Origin of the sequence: Solibacillus sp. FSL R7-0682 (assembly GCF_038005985.1) — a bacterium.
In the GTDB taxonomy this organism is placed as follows: domain Bacteria; phylum Bacillota; class Bacilli; order Bacillales_A; family Planococcaceae; genus Solibacillus.
In genome coordinates, this window is the sequence record NZ_JBBOUI010000002.1 from 24,789 (window position 1) to 44,786 (window position 19,998).

A 19,998-nucleotide genomic window follows, 5' to 3' on the forward strand; every position below is an offset into this window, starting at 1 on the left:
GCTATATTTTTGTATCGTGATCCTTAAGTGACTGTAAAAATGTTTCACGCACATCCTTCTCCAATTTTGCGATAAAATTGCCATCTAATATTTCCTTCTCCTTCGCCCAACGTGCCGAGCCGTGATACGCATTTTTCTCGTGAATGTCCCAGCCATCCTTTTTCGTTTTGCGTTTTAATTGCAGTAACGCACTATAAAACAAATTAAGTACCGTTAATATGAAGAATAATGGATTTTTAGATGCCACGTAGCCCTCTATCGTCTGTACAGGATGTAGGAAAAGCTCCTTTACACTCCCAAGCATTGCATCTGTCGTAATGGCGAGCTTCAGTTCACCAAGCAGTAAAATGAAATCAATGAGCACGAGTATGACAATCTCGAAGGCTAGAAAGCTGACGATAAACCAGAGAAATTTTTTCATACACCGTCCACCTCCGTCATATTGCCAATGACCTTAAATTCTCCAAGTATAAACTGCTCCTGCTCTTTTAAAACTTGGACCTCATACAACTGACTGCCGTGATTGACCAGTGCCCCATCTAAAAAATAGTTGGTCGTGGTGTACACTAAAAACGTGTGGGGCTCCTTAGGATTCAAATAAATTTGTACATCTTCTACTTCATTTTTCATTGCGACCACAGGTGGTGAAAGAGAGGAGGCACCTTTTAATTTGTTCAGTACATCTAATTCAACAAAACTCGACAATTCATTAAAGCGAGTGACATAAGAATCATTGTCATAGTTCAAATAAACCCGAAAAGCTTTCTCTACAAAAGCAACTTCCTCACCGGTTACTTGTAAACCCGTAACAGCCGAAAGTTCTTCATTCTTTAGCGTGAGTGCCTCGAGTTCCCCATTCTTTCGTTCAATCGTTTCCTTTAAAGCCTTCTTATCATTAGACAGTGCAAAAATTGAACCTGTTAAAACGAGAACAATGAATACAAATACACCTACGACAATCCATTGCTTCATCCTCCCTCACCTCCCGCAAAATTAACGACACGACCATACCCATATAAATGCTCTTGCCAATAACGATCGTTTAAATCAGTAAAGCCAATCCCTCCACCATTCGCATCAAACATTTTGCCATTCCCTACATACATGCCAATATGAGTGACAGGTCTACCGGCATTATACGTACCTGTGAAAAAGATAAAATCCCCTGGTTGCAGTTCATCCGCTGTAATTTTTTGTGACGCATTATACTGCTCTTGGGCTGTTCGTGGTAAATTGACGCCAATCTTACGAAACGCCCACATCATTAATCCCGAGCAATCAAAAGAAGTCGTCGGACTCATGCCTCCAAATGTGTATGGATACCCATCAAACTGAGTCATCGCTTCATACACCACTTGAAAATCTGCTGAGGCATTTGCTAAATCAAGAACCTCACCGTCACGCATCGTCCCTATATAACGCTTTACATGGGCCACATATTTGGGATCTCCGTAGCTTTGCCAACCAAGTTTCGCTGCTTGCTGCTTAGAAAATACTTGGGCTAATGCTGCTGAATGCTTACCACCATTTGCTGCAACAAAATCCATATAACCCGAACCGTAATTATAGCTTTGAATGGCTGTGTCTAAATCGACGCCAAGGCGCTCTTGTTTCGCGAGTACCTTTTTAAAATGAGCAACACCGACTTCAATGGAATAAACAGGATCTGTAATCGTATTCGGTGGCAATCCAATGGACTCACTCGCCTGCATCACATCGAGTGAAGCTGTACCGCCGCTTTCCTGCATCATAATGGCAAGCACTAATGGTGTATGCTCTTCTAACTCATATTGTAAAAGTGCACCGTGCACTATTTCCTCATAGTGCAAAACAGCTTGCGACAGTTGGCTACCGATGGTGTATTGCCCTGTTGGTGGCTTCGTATCCTCTGCAACGAAAGCTATAATAAGGATGAAAAATAAAAAGAACGGTGCAAGCACAAGCCACAACAACTTCCGACCACCTTGTGAGAATAAAAGCTTCGCCATTAACAATTTCATCGACTTAGCCTCCCTTTAACCCTTGGATCTTCGCCTCCAATTCTTGAATTTTCGTTTGCTGAACCTTCAATTGATCGGCCTTGTTTGCTGAATTCTCAGATTCGAGAGCTGTTAATTTTTCCTTCGCTACGACAAGCTCACTCTCCGCCTGTGTGAGTTCAATCGCACGCTTCAGCTCGGCATCTTGCGTCTTATTGAGTACTTCTCGAGCACCTGCCATATCACCGTTTTTCACAAAGGCTTGTCCCATCCGTCTAAGTGTATGTTCATCAGAAATAAACGGTAAATCAGCTGACATTTGTGCCACATCGTAGCTTACAATCGCCTTCTCCTGTGCGAGCTTTTGCGTATAGACAGGCATCTCCTCAGAAATGGTTAAATCAAGTAAGTTTTTTTCTTCTCCTTCGTTATATAAAGCTGTAATGACCGTTTCTAAAATCGCTGGCTCTGTATCAAGAGCTAACTGCCACTGCTCTTCTAAAACTAGCTTTTTAGCAACATCTTCTGTGGAATCCCCTAACGCTAAAAATAACGGAACCGCCTCTTTAAATTTCCCAGCTGCAAACAACGTATCAGCCTCTTGAATGAGCTGTTCCTCCTCATAATCAGCTGTTAATGATTGAATCGCTGCTGCTTGCTGTTCATTAGCATCTTGCTTTACATACCCAACGCCAACTAAGCCAAGTAACGCTGTTGAAACAACACCTAAAATCATACGAGAACGCCATTTCTTCCGTTCAGCTGTTTGTGTCTGCACGGTATAATACGCTACGAAATCATAAGCTTCAGTTAATAAGAGCTGCATGTCTTCAATCGTTTGTGCCTGTAAAATCGAATGTACCAAATCATTTGCACGCTTCGTTAAATGCTCAGGCTCTTCTAAGCATTTTTCATAGGGCTGATTTGTTAAAATCGTTAAGATTAATGCTTTGTAGCGCTGTAAATGCGTATATTTTTCCTCACGTGGCATTTGTCGGTTCGCTCGGTAGCCGTAACGAATCGTCGACATTGGATGATAATACACAGTTGCAGGATGCAAACTAACGAAGCTTGAAGTCTTCGTCACAATCTCATCAAGTAATATCGCTTGGGCAATAGCAAGCTTTACAACATAAGCCTCCTGTTTAATCGCCACAATGGGCTTCAAGTGCTCTACAAAATGAAAAGTCATGACGACATGCCCTTCATTCTCCTCAATACTTCGAAATGATAGAAAGGCATCATTCCGTGTATCGCGTAAAAACTGTTCGATTTCTTCCAACCGGTCATAACTAAATTCATTACGATGGATCGTAAATTGGGCTAGTTCACGTGTTAATTTAATGCTGCCAAATGAAAAATTGTAAATCTTGGTCGCACTCATACTAGCACCTCCTAACGATTTAAAATAAAGGGTTAACTTATAAATCCAGTAATATCAATAGGTTAACCAGTTAACCAAATAAATTTATAGTTCTTATACTTTTGATAGGTAGAAAATTCTACTTAACAAAAGTGGAAATTTCTACTTTTCAAAGTTCCTCATTTCCAGTGCCTCTTGTCGTTCCAACTCTGTCATACGAATACGCTCTTCGTAATTCGGTGTAATAGCTGCACTAACCTCATATAGCTCCTCATAACGAGCTGGATCTTTTAATCGTAGTTCTTCTTCTGTCAGCTCTACCCGCATAAACGCTCGCTGTGTACCATGAATAATAAGTGCCTCGCCTTGCTTACGACGCTCTAATAATTTCTTTTCCTTTTCACTAAAGGTCATGCGTAGCTTTTCGGTAATATCATCTACCCCCTTATTATCTAGACCAAAAAATACTTTCGTATAACTGTTCCCAATGACAGCCTCACCAACATTTTGACCATTGGCCATCTTCCCATCGAGCACATCTTGAATTTGTTGCGTACCAGCAATTGCCCCCGCATTGTATTTTCGGAACCGTTTATATGCCTGGTAAAAGAAACTCGCTGCATCTGGATTTTGTGTTAAAAAATGAAACTCATCAACAAACAGCTTCACATTTTCACTTGTATTTTCCGTAATGTTATCCCATAAATAACTAAACGTATTTAAATACGCTGCCCCTTGTACATCAGCCTCATTTTGCAACGGCTTTAAATCAAACGATAAAAGATCACTTTGTAAATTAATATTCGTATGCCCATTAAAAATCGTTTTACTACCATTCACATAGCTCTCCAAAATATAATGAAAATCCTCAATCCGTGCGTACCGGTCAGCGTCACGCGCCTTTAAAGCAGCAATTGCCTCATATACGTCAGATAAAATCGGATACGCTGTACTGGGAATCTCTCGAAAGCTGTTATACTGCAAAATCCCTGCATCTCGGTACACTTCACGTAATACAGCATCTAAAATCGCTTTTTCTACCTGCGTAATGTCCTGCTTCAACACTTGAAAAAAACCGAGAAGACGCTGAATTTTATCTTTTAACACCATATCCAAATCAACAGGTCCCTCATCCATAACTTGCTCAGAAAACACTTCTAATGGGTTAATTTTCGTACTCGAATTACTGCTTAAATGGACAACTGTTCCACCTAAATGCTCGACGATGTTCGTGTATTCATTTTCAGGATCGATAATAAACACCTTCACGCCCCGAGCAAAATAACGTAAAATCTTCTGCACCATATAAGTGGTCTTACCGACACCACTCGTCCCAATAACGACCATATTTTGATTAAGCGTATTTTTACGGTCCAAATAATCAATGGCAATTAAGCTACCCGTATCTTTGTTCACGCCTTCTACATCACTACGTGGGTTAATCGTTAAAATTTCGGCATCATCAAATGGAAACATACTGCTCGCTGCCTCCGTATTGGACTGCTTATACGTGTAGTCTCCAAGCAGATTTTCTAAAATCGGCATTGCACTCCAAAACGTTTGGTACATCGCCTTAATCGGTGTCATTGCCTTTAGCTGCAATTTCACGAGTGTATTATGAACGGAATCACTCAGCGCATTTAATTCATCCAGCGACTTCGCCTGCAAATAAATATACGTGTATTGATAAATGTAGCTCGATTCATTTTCAAGAAATTTCATCAATTGATGCTCAGCTGCTTCAACCTGCTTTTCAAGCTGACGTTTTTTCAGTGGATCAAACGTCTTCAATACCTCAGCCTGCTTATTTTTAATCGTCTTATTATAGTGTTCAACCATTTTCGCCGAATTGGACGATTCTAAAAATTGTACAATCGTAATGTTGCCCTTCTTACGTTTCAGCTCTGATAACCAGTTGCCGTAACGACTCTTTGGGTAATCAATAATCGCAATGACACGAATAAAATTATCACCAGACTCAATATGGTCCGCACATTCCTCCCATGAAAACGGATAAATCATATCTAAGCTCGACCCATCCAGTACGTCACTAAGTGCTTGTTCCTTTTCCACGTGTGGCTGCTGTCGTCGTTTAAACATGCCATCACCTCCTAGTGATTGGAGAAATTGAGTAAGTGCTGTAACACCCCACGACACTCCTTTGCTGTTAGCTGCCGAGCCTCCACATCATACGTACTCAGTGCATTCTCTAATTGCCGAATAAAAAGTAGCACCTTTTCTTCCAAATGGATCGCTGTTTGCTCCAGTGACGCTAAATGCTTTTTCGGTATTTTTTCATGCAGTACGACAATATGTGTCTTTGTCGTCATTTCCTGTGAAGACGCAACGCCAGAAAATGTATCTACATAGCTCGCAATGAGTGCTAGCTTTGCTTCATTTTCAGGCTCCTCCTCTAGTACCGTTAAATAACGATGCTGCCAAAATAAAATATACTCACTAAAATCAACAGGCATCGTAATATCAAGGTATTGCTGCACCTCCTCACTATTTTCACCGAGCGTCGACATTAAAAAGGCGTTAAACTCATCAAAAACATCCTCTTGCTCGGTCGTTGTGAGTAAATCTAAATTAATGCCCGTCACTTTGAGTAATACGACTAAATAGCCTCGTTTTGTCACGAGAAAATCATTGTACTGTGCTTCAATGAGCGACATATCCTGTAGGCTCTGCTTACCTTTATCGAGCGTTTTCGGCTCATCATCAAACACATAATCGTCTATTGGCTTTTTCTTAGGACCAAACAACTTTTCCCACAAACTAATCACCGCCTTACTTTAAAAGCGATTCTGTTTCTTCCGTATATAAAAGAGCTTTTGTCTACTCGTAAATTGATTGCGTAGCTTTACATAATCCTGAAAACGAATATTCGGTCGATGGCGAATTGGTCGAGAAGACAAGAAAGCTAAAACGATAATGAGCACAATTAGTAAAAGCATGAACTTAAAAAACATGAGCCACACGTTATGTGGTGGCAAAGCGACAATGATTAGTCCAATGACAATCGGTGGCACTAGATATAGCAGTAATTCCTTCAGTGTAATCCCTAAAAAAATCCCGTAACCCGACTCTACATTCTCAGGGAAGACAAACTTTTTACCTTTATGCTCCGCCATTTTCTACACCTCGCAAAAGTAGAAATTTCTACTTTTAATAAGTAGTTTTTTCTACTTATTAAAATTCTACTTACGTGAATAATGAATAAACCCAAGGCAGTAACCAAATAATCGCTGCTGCTAAAGCAACGAGTGCACATACACGCCCAACACTTTTAAACACTTCATTCTTTTCATGCGGATCATCTGCTGCCGGCATACGCTTAATAATAATAAATAAAGCTGCACAAATTCCGACTAAGACCACAAGTGCTGTTAAAATGCCTTTCACGACATTGGCTGCATTTGTGAGCTTAGCTTGGACTTGTCCAGCTGAGGCAAAAACGATTTCGGGTGTTATGAAATAACAAACGACAATGGCCAAAGCTGCTCCAAATACTAAGCTCGTTGCTTTTGTGTTATTTGTCATACGCAAACCTACTTTCACTATTCATTTCTCTATGATTCATCACGCTCCACCTCTAAAGATGGCGCTAGTGCACGCTCCTTTTCTACTTGCTTCATTGCTTCTAGCTGTATTTTGGCTTGCTGCTCAGTTTCAAATGAAGGGGACAACTGTTCTAGTTCTCCGTGCTTCAATCGCCCAACAAAAACGGCTCGCTGCTTTCGTTCTTGATCTAGGGTTTCAAATAGCTGAAGCTTTTCCTCATAGCGCCGAACAGCTCGCTCTAATTCAATCCCCTACACGCTCAAGAATCCTTCTAAAAAACTAGCTCCGGCAAAGGACACTTCATTCACAATACGCCCGCCTTTCACACGAATTGCCGTTACATCTACTTGATCGACAAGGTTAGCATCAGCTACATTGCCTTGCTGTAAAAAATGCTGCCGTAAAACAAGTGGCTTAACCTCAATAGAAGAAATCACTTCTTCCTCAGCAAGCTGCTGTCGAATCTTCGAAAGTGGCTGCCCCTTCACTGAATCACTCACGCCTACTTGCCCGTCATGTACAAATTCAGTCGCTCGCTTACTACTTAACCAACGTTCCGTAATCAGCACTATCACCTACTTTCGTACCTTTGATAACCGTATTTTCCCGTTCTACCAAACAATAAGCGGATATGTAGTGGAATTTAAAGAAACGGACATTTTTGTTACAGTTGTAACAAAAATGTCATTAAAATATTTGATTTTTCTGTAAATATAAAGGTGAAAAGGTATAATTTTAGTAAGAATGCCGTCAACATTTCGGAAATTTTGTACGCTAAGGCGTCCCGTCAGAAAAAAGCGGATTTACAACGTTAAGGGGGATAATGTTCCCAAACGTCGGTTTGGGTGCATTTTTACTCTGTAAATAGATAGTTGATATGTATTTTAATTTAATGAATTCTATTATTCTGATTTTTTGTAATTTTAGTCGTATATTAAGTTATAATAGGGGTCCCGTCAGAAAAATGCGGATTTACAACGTTAAGGAAAAATGGACATGAAACAAGAGCATGCACAACGCTAACTGTTGGGCTGCTCTTGTTTTAAATAGCGATAAATTGTAGCACGACTAATCCCTGTCATTTCAACAATTTCACTCACACTATACTGTTCAGATTTATATAAATTGATGGCTTTTTTTAGCTCACGTTCATTCACTTTCGGACGCCCACCTTGACGCCCTCTGGCTCTAGCACTGATTAGCCCTTCCTTCGTTCGCTGGACAATTAAATCACGTTCAAACTGGCTGAATGCTTGGAAAACCGTCATCATTAATTTCCCTTGTGGTGTTGAAGTATCAAAGTTTTCTTTAATGCTTAGCAACTTGATCTCTCGTTCTTCAAAATACGCAACTAATTCAATTAAATCCTTCGTACTTCTACCTAACCGAGAAAAGCTTTCTACGATTACCATGTCTCCTGGTCGCAATTTATCCTTCAGCCGGTTTAATTCTGGACGATCTGTTTTCGTTCCGGATAATTTCTCAGTTAAAATTTCTTGGCAATTGTACTGCTTCAATAAATCTAACTGTCGATTCAATTCCTGCTGTCGTGTACTCACTCTTGGGAGCATATTAATTTCTTAGGTGAATACCACTTTAGATCAGAAGGTAGCCACAATCCAAAGGAACTTCGCCCATTACGAATTCCTTAACGTTTTTAAAATAGGCGTTTCCGTCAGAAAAAATCCCTTAACGTTGTAAATCCGCATTTTTCTGACGGGACCCCAAAAAGATGTGAACACTGCGATTGTAGTGTTCACATCTTATATATTGAGGTCTAATCAAGTAATTTTAATTATAGTTTCTTTACTTCTTCTGGAAATAGAAAACTAATTAGATTTTTGAACATACCTTGTCGATACATACATAAGAGGATTTCTTGAATAATTTCTTCATACTCTATATTTAAAGTAGATGAAATTATAGTCATTGTTTGATTTACAGTCGGTAAACCTTTTTCAAACAACTCAGATGGGTATTCTGTATCTATCCTAAAAGAATCTGGTTCTTGGTTTAAACGGTTTGATAGATGGAACATAATATATTCTAGTTTCTTTCTATCCTCTTCAAAAATACCTAGAGAAAGAAGTTTATGCCAGTATGGGTATTTTAAATTAGGTTCAATTAAGCTAGAAAGACGCATCAAACTACGCTCTAAAGATGAAACCTTGTACCTTAATTCTTCTATAATTTTGATGTTTTCTTGCTGTTTATCGTTCAAAGTTTTTCACTCCAGTGTATACGTTCTTAAACAAAGATACTAATAAGTGAAGTTACGCCATCTGCAATTGCATGAGATATTCCTTCATTTTTAGTAGTTTTCATTATTACTTTATAAATTCCGAGTTCAATCCAGTCTTCAGCAAGTTGATTATATGCAATAGCATCGTCTAAAACATATGAAATCTCATATAAATTAGTTTTGAAAACTTTAGCTGTTGGTGCATCGAAATATTCAGTAATGGCATGTTTTACCCATTTATTATTTGCTCCAGCTTTAAGACCTTTCGAGATTCCTTTAACTGCTGCTACTGCAAAAAATCTTGGAAGTCCATATGTACCTACTTCTGTATCTTGTTCAATGCTAATAATTTCAATATCTTGTGTATTTACTTCTTTGATTGGAGTCGTTACTTCTGGTGTAGAAGCAAACGTACTTGTTGTAAGTCCTAACATCATTACTACAGATAATACTACAGCTATAATTTGCTTTGAATAAGACATTCTCTAATTCCACCTTTTCTAATATGTTTTTTAAAACAATAATAGAGTAACATTAATTACAATAAAATACAATTATACCTAATTTTAACTCATTCGAATCTAAAAAATCCTGCCAGCCGTTCACACCATTTAATTCATTCGGTGTTTGTTTAAATAGTGCCTGGTTCCGTCCTTCACCTTCGTCCATGCCCAATAATAAATCAAATTTACTTTTATTAAAAAAACAACCTGGAATATCTTCTCGGACACTTTCATTTTCAATCGTTCGGAACGTACCGTTTCTTTTTACCGTGATACTTTTGGTGTATTTGATATGCTTGTATTCCACTTCAAAATCTAAAGGGCAAATTTTAACTGCACCACGGAACCCGTTTGGCAGCTTTTTATGCAAACGTCTTATAGGGGTCCCGTCAGATTTATGCGGATTTACAACGTTAAGCAAAATAAAGTTCCCAAACACTGGTTTGGGTGCATTTCGTTGGGAATATATGTTAAAGTTGATTTTATAAAGAGATGTGAAGGGATTGGTGTCATTGTGCATAAAAGAAGTATTTTATTATCTTCGTACCAGTGTTAATAATAGGCTTACTTTTAATATACTATCTTCCGGCAAATGAGCTTACTTATCTAATGTTAATTCCTCTGATTGCTTGGCTCATTTATTATGCTTGGATATATATCGAAAAAAGATTGAAAAACAAAACTTAATTATTTTATTTAATTGATAAAGCATAAATAATAACGTTCCCAAATGACTCTTAGGGAGCATTCATTTCAGCAGCTAAGGACTACAGTAAGTTCTTAGCTGCTTTTTATTTCATTTGGCTACCAAATCGTGATTAGGGTATGTTTTGTGATAATATAGTTTGTAGAAAATATTACCAAAGGAGATTTTTATGATCACTCAATTTCTAAAAGACATACCCTCTAACGAATTAGAGTTAAATATCCAAAAAATGAATGCACTTATTGAGTATTGTAAAGACGAGGAATCAGATGAACTAATACTCATTTCTAAAAATGGAATGTATCATGAAAATTTTACAAATACGAATAAACCTATTGCCATTAATTCATTGACAAAGGTTTTTGCTGGAACTGCAATCGGATTATTAATAGACGAAGGGTTAATTTCTTCTTTACATACGCCTATTTCTACCTATTTCTCAAATTTAAAAAACACAGAAATGAGTGAAATTACACTTTGGCATATTTTAACGCATACTTCTGGAATTCATACAGACGGACACGATAATGAGCTTAGTGCTGCCCCGAATATTGCAAAATATGTTTTAGCTTTACCGATAACGGATAAACCAGGTACTGTTTCAAAATATAATAATGAAGCAGTTGGTCTACTTTCCGAAATTGTACGAACAATAACAGGCAAAACAATAGACCAATATCTAAATGAAAAACTATTTATCCCATTAGGAATTAAAGATTGGGAGTGGTTAAAGGACCAATCAAATAACCCTTATGCATACGCTGGGCTTTCCTTAAAAGGAATTGACTTAGCAAAATTCGCCTATTTGCATTTAAATGATGGAGTATGGAATGGGCAACAAATTATTACTAAACATTGGATTGATATGGCTACTCACCCTACTCAGTCCATTAATCGAAATTGGGGTTACTTATGGTTAACAGCTTATGTGGAAGATGTATATATTGGCTACGGAATGAGTGGTTTTGGTGGTAAGTATTTATTAGTGAGCCCGAAAGAAAATTTTATTGCAATCCGCCTTGTACATAGAAGAGACCCTATTCCTGCTCCTAGTGCAGACCTATTTTTCAAACTTGCAATTGATATAATCAAATAATCTAATACGAACTTTATATACGGCTCATTTTATACATTTAGATACAAAATAACGTTCCCAAATGCAAGCTTGGTAACATTTCAAACAGCGACAAGTACTGTTAAATCAGTGTTTGTTGCTGTTTTATTAGAAAATAAAGCTCTGAGACGTTGTGAGGAATTATTTTAAAAAAGATTGTTCGATTCACTTGTTCTGAATGGTTGTAACATATAAATAGACTCTCAATGAAATTTTACCAAAGGACGCTTTGGGAACGTTAAAAAATAGCTAATGCTTGTTATCAAACTGTATTCTCTTTAAATTTAAATAATATAGTGATTTTTATAAGCAAAGGTGGGATAAAGATTGAATAATAATAAAAATTCTAAACTTGAGAAATGGCGAAAAGATTATGCTGCGTTAGCTGTTGCAATAGGTTGTTTATATAGTCTTATTGTAAGTTGGGGAGATAATTTGTTTATGTCTGTATTGCTATCTTTAGGAGTAATAATCTGTGGGACAATTGGCTTTTTTGATTTAAAACGTATTTTAAAAAGGGCTCTTTAAATCCATACAAAATAACGTTCCCAAATGTGAAGTGACCCCTAAAAGTTAGACACGGTAATTTCAGGCAACCATTTGGGCATGAGTTCGATATTGTACCGGGCTCATACCTTTTAATTTTGCCTTAATCCGTTTTTTATTGTAGTAGTTGATATATTTTTCTAGTTCTCTTTTGAATTGCTCGATATTTTCAAATTCCTTTAAATAGAGGAATTCAGATTTCATGATGCCAAAGAAATTCTCCATCACGGAGTTATCGTAACAGTTACCTTTACGGGACATACTTTGCACAATGCCTCTTGTTTCAAGACTGTGGCGATATTGTTTCATTTGATAATGCCAGCCTTGATCCGAATGTATTAATAGCTGGTGGTCTTCTGGTAAGCATTCTAACGCCTTTTCTAACATGTCTGAAACTAGGGAAAAGGTTGGCCTTGATCCAATTTTATACGTAATAATTTCACCATTAAATAAATCTAAAACAGGCGATAAATAAAGCTTTTCTCCAAATAATTTAAATTCAGTAATATCAGTTACCCATTTCTGATTTGGTGCTTCTGCTAGAAAGTTACGATCTAAAATATTTGGCGCAATTTTACCGACTTTACCTTTATATGATTTATATTTTTTCATACGTACTAAGCACTTTAAGCCTAGCTCTTTCATGATGCGTTGAACCTTCTTATGATTCACTTTTCGCCCACGATTCGCTAACTCGTCACGAATACGACGATAACCATAACGACCTTCATGTTCATCGTAAATCGCTTGGATTTCGACCTTTAAATCAGCGTTTGGATCTAGTCGATTCATCTTCTTCACTATATCGTAATACGTACTGCGTTTAATTTCTGCGAATGCCACAAGTGCTTTCACCGAATATTTATGCCTTAATTCACAAATAACTTTTACTTTGTCTTTCGTGGTGATTTTTCTTTGGCTCATATAAAGGAGGACTTACTATCAAAAATAATATTAAGGTTCTACGAGCTCAACATAGTATGACGCAGGACCAGTTGGCGGAAAAACTTTCTGTTTCTAGACAAACAATCATTTCACTTGAAAAAGAAAAATATAACCCATCCATTATTTTAACTTTTAAATTGGCAGAAATTTTCAACTGCAAGATTGAAGATATATTTATTTATGAGGGGGAGTTTGAATGAAAAAAGCACGTGAAAATCAATTAACATACCTATTTTTAGGTATTATAATGATTCCACTAAGTATTTACATTAATTACCCATATATTGCAAATGGTGACTTCCCAGAAGGGATTATGACTTTTTTCTTGGGAACAAGTGCATTAATGATGTCCTATTTGTCACCTCATTTATTTCCGAGAGATGAACGTACAAAAGAAATTATAGGCAAGAGTATGACAGTAAATTATTTTACATTATTCGGGGCATTCCTAATCCTGTTTCTATTAACTGGTTCACTAGGACCTATTACTTTAAGCGCTACGCAAGTTTTATTAGTTTTATTTTGCATTATGATTACGTCAATTCCATTAACGATGGTTATTTATTCGAAACTAATTTAATGATTAATCTATACAGAAATAAAAAAATAACGTTCCCAAATGGAAGTTAGGGAATCACCCCCATTTAATATAATGGGGGTTTTTGGCTACTAAAGATCAGTATGTGCCGCAATAACGACTGCCCTCCTACAAGAACGCCATGAGCTTGCATTAGAACGTGCAATCGTAAAAGCTGAGCGTGAATACCAAGAGAAACTGCAGGCCCAGCTAGATACATACAATGCCCGTATTACAGAACTTCAGGTTGAAAATGATCGTATTCGTGGGATGTACGAAAATCGTTTAGAAGAGCATTTAAAGAATAACGAGAAAAAGAAGTAAAGTTTAGGAGGACACGTACATGAAGTCAACTGGAACAGGTTAGTATTCAACTATTCTATTTCATGATTTCCCTATAAATGATATCAATTCGTTGAGTAATAAAGATTAATTTCAATTTGCAGTACCAATTGTTAATTCTTTTTCCAAGAATAAGGCTTTTTTGCCCAATTATATATACTTACAAATAAATATATAAGTACACAGGAGATTGCTAAAATAATTAAGTTTTCACTCCATTTAATATCACTGTTAGAGAAAAATTGTTTAATAGTTAAAACAATAAAGAAAATCACGGGAAAAGCAAAATAAGATAATTGATTTTTTTTCATATTACCAACCCCTTCACTATAATAACAGAAGCAATACATCATACAGTATTGCTTCCCAGTAAACACTCCTACCCTACACTTGATAAGTTTAAAGCCAAGAAGAATTTCCGAGTAGGAAATTCTTTTCTGTATTCTGTATATTATATCCAGCCCTCTTCTGTGTATAAGCAATAGAAGAAGTATGCCGATAGATTAACCGCTATACCAGGAACGGAGCCCTTAAAGCCTATTTTCACCAAGTAACCTGCTGCTTTCGTAAATTCACCAGCTTTTAGATAATCATAAATTATAGTTAATGCACTTGTTCCAAGCATCCAACCATAATTTTCCATAATAAGGGTGTTAATGCAAGCATCTACTTTTGCAGTAAATGGAGTAATCATCTCGTCTTTAAGAACATTCTGTTTTGCATTCAATTTATTTATATCTTTTAATAATGCAGTATCAACTGAATCACCAAACTTTTCAGCAATTTTATCTGTATCCAATCCAATTACATTACCAGCTAAATCGTATAATGCTGCTTCTTCAAAAGCAAATTGTAAAGCTTCTGCTAATTCATTAACTAATTCTTCGTCATTTCCTTCTGCATTTGCATTAGGTGCTGCGAAAGCAAAACTTGAAATAATCAATACTAGCGAGAAAATTGAAAATAATATTTTTTTCATAATAATTACCCCATTCCATTTTTATTTTACTACTTCTCATTTAACTGAATCTTCTACATAGGAAATTACAATTGAATTGTAGAAGTTTTTAAACACAAATACTTCGCCACCTGTCAACCATAAAATTAACATTGCCACTCAATATCAACCATTTTTTCCTCCTCTCATTTTAACTATAAATGGTAAAATTTAGATAAATTCAAAATATTCATTTTTGAATATTAAAAATTCAGAAGTGATATATTATGTTTGGAATAATAGCGAGAATTTCAAAGGGGATATAACCATTTTGAAATTGCTAGATTCGCAAAAATTACTCAAGGTACATATAGTAAATTTTGAAAAAGAGGAAAGAGAAGTAAGGGCTTTATGAAAAAACACTTTCCTTAAATCAAGGAAAGCAAAGCATTTGAAGCTAAATAACCATTTTTTTATAGATAAAATCGAATCTTCTTTAATTCTTAGCATATACAAACTCATTCAAATAAACGTTCCCAAATAAAAGCTTGGTAACATTCCAAACAGCGACAAGTACTGTTAAATCAGTGTTTGTCGCTGTTTTTAATAGAAAATAACGCTCTGAGACGCTGCGAGATATCATTTTAAAGAGGGCTGCTCAATTCACTCTATCTGAATGAAGGTAAAATATAAATAGAATCTCAATGAATGTTACCAAAGGACGCTTTGGGAAGGTTATCAACTTTCGTAACTTCTACCAATTAATTTCGTTACTCTTATGAGTACAAAATTATCAATATTTGAGTTGATTGTAATTGAACTTATGAATGGGGGATTTATGATTTTAATTTTATTTGGTTTTTTGATTGCTTTCATTACCGTTATATTATTTTTGCTTTTATGTACTAGGATAATAATTTCTTTTATTAAAAAGAAACCTTTTCCTAAAAAATTATTGGTTGCATCGTTGTCTGGGGTTGTTCTGGTATCTTCAATCTATATATATGAAGTGTACTTTTTTACATTTAGTTAAATTTATAGGGAATATATCCAAAATGGACCTGGACCTGTAATATCACCGACTGAAGAATACACAGCTAATTTATTGGAAAAGAAAGAAGAGCTTGTGAAGTAAATGGTGGTATGTCTGAGGGAAAAAGAGAATATCTCGTATTGCGTTCGATTCCAGGCGTTGGCGATACAACTGCTTGTCGATTAATTGGTGAACTAGGTGATATTCGACGCTTTAAAAACACCAAACAAATCAACGCATACGTAGGGATTGATATAATGCGCTATCAACCTGGGAATACCCAGTACCGTGACCGTATCAATAAACGAGGAAACAAGAAGCTACGAAAGATTTTATTTTTTATGATCTGTGCAATGATTATGGCAAAAGGAAAACCGAACCATTTTGTTGATTACTATTATAAATTAAAAACGCAACCTCAGAGGAAGCCTCATAAGGTCGCAATTGTGGCGTGTATCAATAAATTTCTGAAAGTGACATTTCAGTTAATGACACACGGTATACTGTACGATTAAGAGTCCGCACTACCAGCTCAGAAATCGAAAATATAAAAGAATTTACCGGGATACACTTGACTAATCGTAAAAAAACTGCGCCTCCAATTGTTAGACGTGTCTAACAATTGGGGTGCAGTTCATAAAAGTAAATAACTTATAGGATATATTTTATTAATATAAGTCCTAGAGGTTGCGTGGTTACTTATATTTTTTTGCTAAAACTTTATAGGCGTAATACAAAATTAGTACGAAAAAGATTCCGTAAGTAACCTTGTACAATAACGTAAAGGTTTTATGGTCAGCAGTTATAATATTAAGGAAATAACTGCTTAAAAGATAAAGAAAAATAATTGAAATGAGTTTAAATTTATCGTTCATTTCAGATTACCAAATAACATCGAAGTATCCGTTTTTAGGTTTTGCATCTTTTGAATCAATGTAGTTTGTGATTTTTTCTGCTGGATCTAATACACTAACTACGAAATCAGCAAGTACAGGAAGGCTGATACCTAATGCGATTGCAGCTTTACCTAAGATTTTAGTTTTAATTGAGCTTGTGAACATTCTTGCTAATTCTTTAGCGCCGTATTTCTTTAAGGCAACAGCGATTGTACCTACTCCAAGAGAAAGTAAGATTGCATCTAAAATTACATCAATTGAAGCTTTTACATACTTGTTTTGAAGATGAATATCTGGAAGGTTTGGCGTCCAAATATCGCCAAGGTCGAAAAGTGGCATAATTACGTTTTCGTCTGAAAGATCAGGCATTTCGATTGTTGCAAGGTTTCCTCTAAGCGCAAGTTCCATATCTTTACGCTCTTCTTCATCGGCAATTGTAGCTAATTTCATTTGTAAAGCTTGCTCAATTGCTCTATCAAGCTCTTCATCTGTTACTGTAATTTTTTCGAAAGTTTGCTCACCCTCACCCTTAGCGAAAGCATTAGAGCTTAAACTAAATAATAATACTAAGGCAATTAAAGAACTAGCGATTTTTTTGAATACTTTCATAAAATAAATCCTCCTCCGAGAAGCTGTGATTAACTTCTCTCAATTTTTTTGGATTATCTAAGAATTGTATTCTCAGATAATTTAGTGCATAAAACGCTTTGAAAACCTTTGTATTCAGTAAGGACCAAGCAACCTATACCTCCATTTACTTTCGTAACAAATTATACCATAAAACTAATTATTATGTATAGTTGTAAAATATAGGGAATGAGGGTGGTGATTTCAATGGTATATAATAACGGCTCAGTTTTTAGATACATAAGATTAAATAAACAATTATCTTTAATATACAAACTAAATCTAAAAAAACGTTCCCAAATAAGCCATTGGGAACATTCGAGCCAGCAGCCAGGACATTTCGTATTCTTAGCTGTTTTTGATTACCAAACATCGCTTTGGGGGCATTTAAAGGAATTCATTCGCATCTTCTAGAAACCTTAATATATCAACTTAGGAGGTTTTTAAATGTCTTCTCATATTAGAGTTCGAGCTGGTGCAATAATCATAGAAAATAATGAAATATTATTAACGGTGTATAACGACCCAATAAGAGGTATCGTTTACGATTTACCTGCTGGTGGAGCGGAACCCAATGAATCAATTACAGATACAGTTAAAAGAGAAGCTAAAGAAGAAGCGTGTATAGATGTAGAAGTAGGTCCTCTAGCTTTTGTTTATGAATACACACCTCATCTTAATTTTGAAAAGTTTGGGAACATACATACATTAGTTATGATGTTTGAATGCAAAATAAAAAGCCCTAGTACACCAAAATTTCCAGAAAACCCAGATTCAAATCAAATAGATGTTAAATGGCTACCTATTTTAGAGTTACAAAATATTGAAATGTACGCAAACATCGGACATTATTTACAGGAATATACGCAAAATCCTAGAAACATTGATTTAATAGAAGAGCATAAACTAAATGAGGTGTATCGAGTTCGTTAGAATTATTTTATACAACCCCATACAAAAAAACGTTCCCAAATCCAAGCTTGGTAACATTTGAAACAGCGACAAACACTGATTTAACAATGTTTGTCGCTGTTTTTTATAGAAAATAACACTCTGGGACGCTGCGAAAAATAATTTTAAAGAAGACTGTTCGATCCACTTGTTCTGAATGGCGATAACGTATAAATAGAATCTTACCAAAGGACGCTTTGGTAACGTGTTTTTATTAAAACAAACAAAATTACCTTTCGACACAATAAGAGCATTCCTTTTCTATTTTAGTTTGCAAAGAACAGAAAAGTTTTGTGAAGATATAGCTCTCCGCCCTTAGATAATGGTTGCTTCACCACATTTTAATCTCTCTTTTTAAACCTTATACTTACAATAGTGCAATAATTATCAAAAATATTCCTTATTCCCCCTATATACTTAATCTTGAGGTGAGCAGTTATGTATAGTGAAATCGTTCAGAAAATCGTGGATACATTAGAGGAGAACTTATTAACAACATGGCAGTTGGATCATTACGCAACAAAAATTGGCTATTCGAAATTTTATTTGACGCGTCAGTTTAAAAAAGAAACTGGTTTAACGATTGGCGAGTATATTCGAAAAAGACGTCTGGCCGTATCTGCTTTTTTATTGCTTCATACTGATTACACAATCCTTGATATTTCGTTCGAATGTCAATTTCAATCGCAAGAAGCTTTTACACGTGCATTTAAAGAGCTATACAGCATGCCACCCGGTAAATACCGCCATATGATGCGTTCTTTATACACAAAGGAGGAACAGGAAATGACAACAACAAACGAGGTAAAAGGTTGGTTATTAACGGGGACAAACCCATCTGCTTATACAATGAAAGCCGACCACGAAGTATTCCATACAGGCTCAAAATCTGGTTATCTTGGCTCTACACGTCCTGCTGAGGAAGGGCAATTTGGTACGATGATGCAAGTATTTTCCGCTAAAAATTGGATTGGTAAGCGAATGAAAATGTCCTGCTTCATCAAAACAAAAGATGCAATGAAATGCGGGGCTTGGTGCCGAATTGATACAAAAAATGGTGATTTGTTGCAGTTTGATAATATGGACAATCGTTCCATCCATGGTACAACTGACTGGAATTATTACTTCATTGTGTTAGATATACCAGAAGAGAGCGCCGCTATTCATTTTGGAGTTTTACTTGCTGGTTCAGGTGAAGCATGGATTGATGGAATCGCCTTTGAGGAAGTGGACGATTCAGTACCATCCACTAATATAGCAGGCTCTGCTGGTGAATTACCGTTAGAGCCAGTGAATTTAGGGTTTGATGATTTATGATGCTACTCGATATACTATTTGATATCTTCATCAACATCTATACGTCGTTAGGCTATGGAACAAAGGAACATAAAATTGAGTCAAAGATGGAAAAAATCAAATCCGACCATCCACAAGCCTATGTAATCTACATGCAAAACCAAGCCCTATTCGAAACAGATGCAGAGCTAAGTAAAAAGGTTTTGGACTTAGATGTAAAAAACAAAATGGTGGTCAACAATACAGTCAATGAGATTTACGCACATTTTGCGGTTGCAGCTTAACAGCGACTCGCCAAATTTATAACGTTAAGAAAAAGTGCCACCAAAGTGGGCGGTTTTATATACATTCAAATTCAAAATAACGTTCCCAAATGA

Annotated in this window: 24 protein-coding genes and 2 pseudogenes; 8 read left to right on the plus strand and 18 right to left on the minus strand. The window is 36.2% G+C overall.

Annotation, left to right across the window (positions count from 1 at the left end):
• Position 1: 1 nt before the first annotated feature.
• The 14 genes and pseudogenes from MKZ17_RS20295 to MKZ17_RS20360 all read right to left on the minus strand — a co-directional run bounded on the left by MKZ17_RS20295 (position 2) and on the right by MKZ17_RS20360 (position 10,072).
• Entirely contained in the window at positions 2-421 is a 420-nt protein-coding gene (locus MKZ17_RS20295) for a hypothetical protein (protein WP_340725615.1), read from the minus strand.
• Complete coding sequence (locus MKZ17_RS20300; RefSeq protein WP_340725616.1) at positions 418-972, minus strand: hypothetical protein; 555 nt, start codon at positions 970-972, stop codon at positions 418-420. The genes MKZ17_RS20295 and MKZ17_RS20300 overlap by 4 nt, the downstream gene beginning before the upstream one ends.
• On the minus strand, positions 969-2,000 hold the full coding sequence (locus tag MKZ17_RS20305) for a bifunctional lytic transglycosylase/C40 family peptidase (protein ID WP_340725617.1): 1,032 nt from the start codon (positions 1,998-2,000) through the stop codon (positions 969-971). The genes MKZ17_RS20300 and MKZ17_RS20305 overlap by 4 nt, the downstream gene beginning before the upstream one ends.
• 4 nt (positions 2,001-2,004) lie before the next feature.
• Entirely contained in the window at positions 2,005-3,363 is a 1,359-nt protein-coding gene (locus MKZ17_RS20310) for a type VII secretion protein EssB/YukC (protein ID WP_340725618.1), read from the minus strand.
• 141 nt (positions 3,364-3,504) lie between these two features.
• On the minus strand, positions 3,505-5,442 hold the full coding sequence (locus MKZ17_RS20315) for a VirB4 family type IV secretion system protein (RefSeq protein ID WP_340725619.1): 1,938 nt from the start codon (positions 5,440-5,442) through the stop codon (positions 3,505-3,507).
• Positions 5,443-5,453: 11 nt separating this feature from the next.
• The gene (gene trsD / locus MKZ17_RS20320; protein WP_340725620.1) at positions 5,454-6,119 is read right to left on the minus strand and encodes a TrsD/TraD family conjugative transfer protein; all 666 of its coding nucleotides are present in this window, start codon (positions 6,117-6,119) and stop codon (positions 5,454-5,456) included.
• An 18-nt stretch (positions 6,120-6,137) separates the two neighbouring features.
• Complete coding sequence (locus MKZ17_RS20325; protein ID WP_340725621.1) at positions 6,138-6,476, minus strand: conjugal transfer protein; 339 nt, start codon at positions 6,474-6,476, stop codon at positions 6,138-6,140.
• 70 nt (positions 6,477-6,546) lie between these two features.
• Positions 6,547-6,885, minus strand: coding sequence for a CagC family type IV secretion system protein (locus tag MKZ17_RS20330; RefSeq protein WP_340725622.1), 339 nt, complete (start codon positions 6,883-6,885; stop codon positions 6,547-6,549).
• Positions 6,886-6,914: 29 nt separating this feature from the next.
• Positions 6,915-7,055: a hypothetical protein gene (locus MKZ17_RS20335; protein ID WP_340725623.1), complete on the minus strand. Its 141-nt coding sequence runs from the start codon at positions 7,053-7,055 to the stop codon at positions 6,915-6,917.
• A gap of 102 nt (positions 7,056-7,157) precedes the next feature.
• Positions 7,158-7,475, minus strand: coding sequence for a hypothetical protein (locus MKZ17_RS20340; protein ID WP_340725624.1), 318 nt, complete (start codon positions 7,473-7,475; stop codon positions 7,158-7,160).
• A 462-nt stretch (positions 7,476-7,937) separates the two neighbouring features.
• Positions 7,938-8,477, minus strand: a pseudogene (locus MKZ17_RS20345) (recombinase family protein); the annotation flags it as partial.
• Positions 8,478-8,701: 224 nt separating this feature from the next.
• The gene (locus tag MKZ17_RS20350; protein ID WP_340725626.1) at positions 8,702-9,127 is read right to left on the minus strand and encodes a hypothetical protein; all 426 of its coding nucleotides are present in this window, start codon (positions 9,125-9,127) and stop codon (positions 8,702-8,704) included.
• 26 nt (positions 9,128-9,153) lie between these two features.
• On the minus strand, positions 9,154-9,630 hold the full coding sequence (locus MKZ17_RS20355) for a hypothetical protein (RefSeq protein ID WP_340725627.1): 477 nt from the start codon (positions 9,628-9,630) through the stop codon (positions 9,154-9,156).
• Between the two features lie 52 nt (positions 9,631-9,682).
• Entirely contained in the window at positions 9,683-10,072 is a 390-nt protein-coding gene (locus MKZ17_RS20360; protein ID WP_340725628.1) for a hypothetical protein, read from the minus strand.
• Between the two features lie 454 nt (positions 10,073-10,526).
• On the opposite strand from MKZ17_RS20360, the gene MKZ17_RS20365 reads away from it, so the two are divergent.
• Both MKZ17_RS20365 and MKZ17_RS20370 read left to right on the plus strand, forming a co-directional pair.
• Positions 10,527-11,453 carry a serine hydrolase domain-containing protein gene (locus tag MKZ17_RS20365; protein ID WP_340725629.1) on the plus strand — a complete coding sequence of 309 codons (927 nt, stop codon included), beginning with the start codon at positions 10,527-10,529 and terminating at the stop codon, positions 11,451-11,453.
• A 345-nt stretch (positions 11,454-11,798) separates the two neighbouring features.
• Positions 11,799-11,999, plus strand: a complete 201-nt coding sequence (locus MKZ17_RS20370) for a hypothetical protein (protein WP_340725630.1) — start codon at positions 11,799-11,801, stop codon at positions 11,997-11,999.
• A gap of 60 nt (positions 12,000-12,059) precedes the next feature.
• Here MKZ17_RS20370 and MKZ17_RS20375 read toward each other — a convergent pair.
• A pseudogene (locus tag MKZ17_RS20375) lies at positions 12,060-12,947 on the minus strand (IS3 family transposase); the annotation flags it as partial.
• 11 nt (positions 12,948-12,958) lie between these two features.
• On the opposite strand from MKZ17_RS20375, the gene MKZ17_RS20380 reads away from it, so the two are divergent.
• Positions 12,959-13,162, plus strand: a complete 204-nt coding sequence (locus MKZ17_RS20380) for a helix-turn-helix transcriptional regulator (protein ID WP_340725638.1) — start codon at positions 12,959-12,961, stop codon at positions 13,160-13,162.
• The gene (locus MKZ17_RS20385; RefSeq protein WP_340725631.1) at positions 13,159-13,542 is read left to right on the plus strand and encodes a hypothetical protein; all 384 of its coding nucleotides are present in this window, start codon (positions 13,159-13,161) and stop codon (positions 13,540-13,542) included. The genes MKZ17_RS20380 and MKZ17_RS20385 overlap by 4 nt, the downstream gene beginning before the upstream one ends.
• Before the next feature lie 452 nt (positions 13,543-13,994).
• On the opposite strand, the gene MKZ17_RS20390 is transcribed toward MKZ17_RS20385, so the two are convergent.
• A complete protein-coding gene (locus MKZ17_RS20390; RefSeq protein WP_340725632.1) occupies positions 13,995-14,192 on the minus strand; it encodes a hypothetical protein in 198 nt (65 codons plus the stop codon).
• A 140-nt stretch (positions 14,193-14,332) separates the two neighbouring features.
• Complete coding sequence (locus MKZ17_RS20395; protein WP_340725633.1) at positions 14,333-14,860, minus strand: hypothetical protein; 528 nt, start codon at positions 14,858-14,860, stop codon at positions 14,333-14,335.
• Positions 14,861-15,961: 1,101 nt separating this feature from the next.
• Between MKZ17_RS20395 and MKZ17_RS20400 the strand changes: the two genes are divergently transcribed.
• On the plus strand, positions 15,962-16,366 hold the full coding sequence (locus MKZ17_RS20400; protein ID WP_445326959.1) for a transposase: 405 nt from the start codon (positions 15,962-15,964) through the stop codon (positions 16,364-16,366).
• A gap of 366 nt (positions 16,367-16,732) precedes the next feature.
• On the opposite strand, the gene MKZ17_RS20405 is transcribed toward MKZ17_RS20400, so the two are convergent.
• Positions 16,733-17,356: a hypothetical protein gene (locus MKZ17_RS20405; protein WP_340725634.1), complete on the minus strand. Its 624-nt coding sequence runs from the start codon at positions 17,354-17,356 to the stop codon at positions 16,733-16,735.
• A 465-nt stretch (positions 17,357-17,821) separates the two neighbouring features.
• On the opposite strand from MKZ17_RS20405, the gene MKZ17_RS20410 reads away from it, so the two are divergent.
• The 3 genes from MKZ17_RS20410 (at position 17,822) to MKZ17_RS20420 (ending at position 19,905) form a co-directional block, all read left to right on the plus strand.
• Positions 17,822-18,307, plus strand: coding sequence for an NUDIX domain-containing protein (locus tag MKZ17_RS20410; protein WP_340725635.1), 486 nt, complete (start codon positions 17,822-17,824; stop codon positions 18,305-18,307).
• Positions 18,308-18,763: 456 nt separating this feature from the next.
• On the plus strand, positions 18,764-19,642 hold the full coding sequence (locus MKZ17_RS20415) for a helix-turn-helix transcriptional regulator (RefSeq protein WP_340725636.1): 879 nt from the start codon (positions 18,764-18,766) through the stop codon (positions 19,640-19,642).
• A complete protein-coding gene (locus MKZ17_RS20420) occupies positions 19,639-19,905 on the plus strand; it encodes a hypothetical protein (RefSeq protein ID WP_340725637.1) in 267 nt (88 codons plus the stop codon). The genes MKZ17_RS20415 and MKZ17_RS20420 overlap by 4 nt, the downstream gene beginning before the upstream one ends.
• Positions 19,906-19,998: the final 93 nt, after the last annotated feature.

Coding starts and splice junctions, on each gene's coding strand:
- MKZ17_RS20365 (WP_340725629.1), top strand. CDS start 10,527: ATGATCACTCAATTTCTAAAAGACATACCCTCTAACGAATTAGAGTTA.
- MKZ17_RS20410 (WP_340725635.1), top strand. CDS start 17,822: ATGTCTTCTCATATTAGAGTTCGAGCTGGTGCAATAATCATAGAAAAT.
- MKZ17_RS20355 (WP_340725627.1), bottom strand. CDS start 9,630: ATGTCTTATTCAAAGCAAATTATAGCTGTAGTATTATCTGTAGTAATG.
- MKZ17_RS20295 (WP_340725615.1), bottom strand. CDS start 421: ATGAAAAAATTTCTCTGGTTTATCGTCAGCTTTCTAGCCTTCGAGATT.
- MKZ17_RS20305 (WP_340725617.1), bottom strand. CDS start 2,000: ATGAAATTGTTAATGGCGAAGCTTTTATTCTCACAAGGTGGTCGGAAG.
- MKZ17_RS20390 (WP_340725632.1), bottom strand. CDS start 14,192: ATGAAAAAAAATCAATTATCTTATTTTGCTTTTCCCGTGATTTTCTTT.
- MKZ17_RS20310 (WP_340725618.1), bottom strand. CDS start 3,363: ATGAGTGCGACCAAGATTTACAATTTTTCATTTGGCAGCATTAAATTA.
- MKZ17_RS20420 (WP_340725637.1), top strand. CDS start 19,639: ATGATGCTACTCGATATACTATTTGATATCTTCATCAACATCTATACG.
- MKZ17_RS20405 (WP_340725634.1), bottom strand. CDS start 17,356: ATGAAAGTATTCAAAAAAATCGCTAGTTCTTTAATTGCCTTAGTATTA.
- MKZ17_RS20300 (WP_340725616.1), bottom strand. CDS start 972: ATGAAGCAATGGATTGTCGTAGGTGTATTTGTATTCATTGTTCTCGTT.
- MKZ17_RS20325 (WP_340725621.1), bottom strand. CDS start 6,476: ATGGCGGAGCATAAAGGTAAAAAGTTTGTCTTCCCTGAGAATGTAGAG.
- MKZ17_RS20415 (WP_340725636.1), top strand. CDS start 18,764: ATGTATAGTGAAATCGTTCAGAAAATCGTGGATACATTAGAGGAGAAC.
- MKZ17_RS20330 (WP_340725622.1), bottom strand. CDS start 6,885: ATGACAAATAACACAAAAGCAACGAGCTTAGTATTTGGAGCAGCTTTG.
- MKZ17_RS20315 (WP_340725619.1), bottom strand. CDS start 5,442: ATGTTTAAACGACGACAGCAGCCACACGTGGAAAAGGAACAAGCACTT.
- MKZ17_RS20385 (WP_340725631.1), top strand. CDS start 13,159: ATGAAAAAAGCACGTGAAAATCAATTAACATACCTATTTTTAGGTATT.
- MKZ17_RS20400 (WP_445326959.1), top strand. CDS start 15,962: ATGTCTGAGGGAAAAAGAGAATATCTCGTATTGCGTTCGATTCCAGGC.
- MKZ17_RS20395 (WP_340725633.1), bottom strand. CDS start 14,860: ATGAAAAAAATATTATTTTCAATTTTCTCGCTAGTATTGATTATTTCA.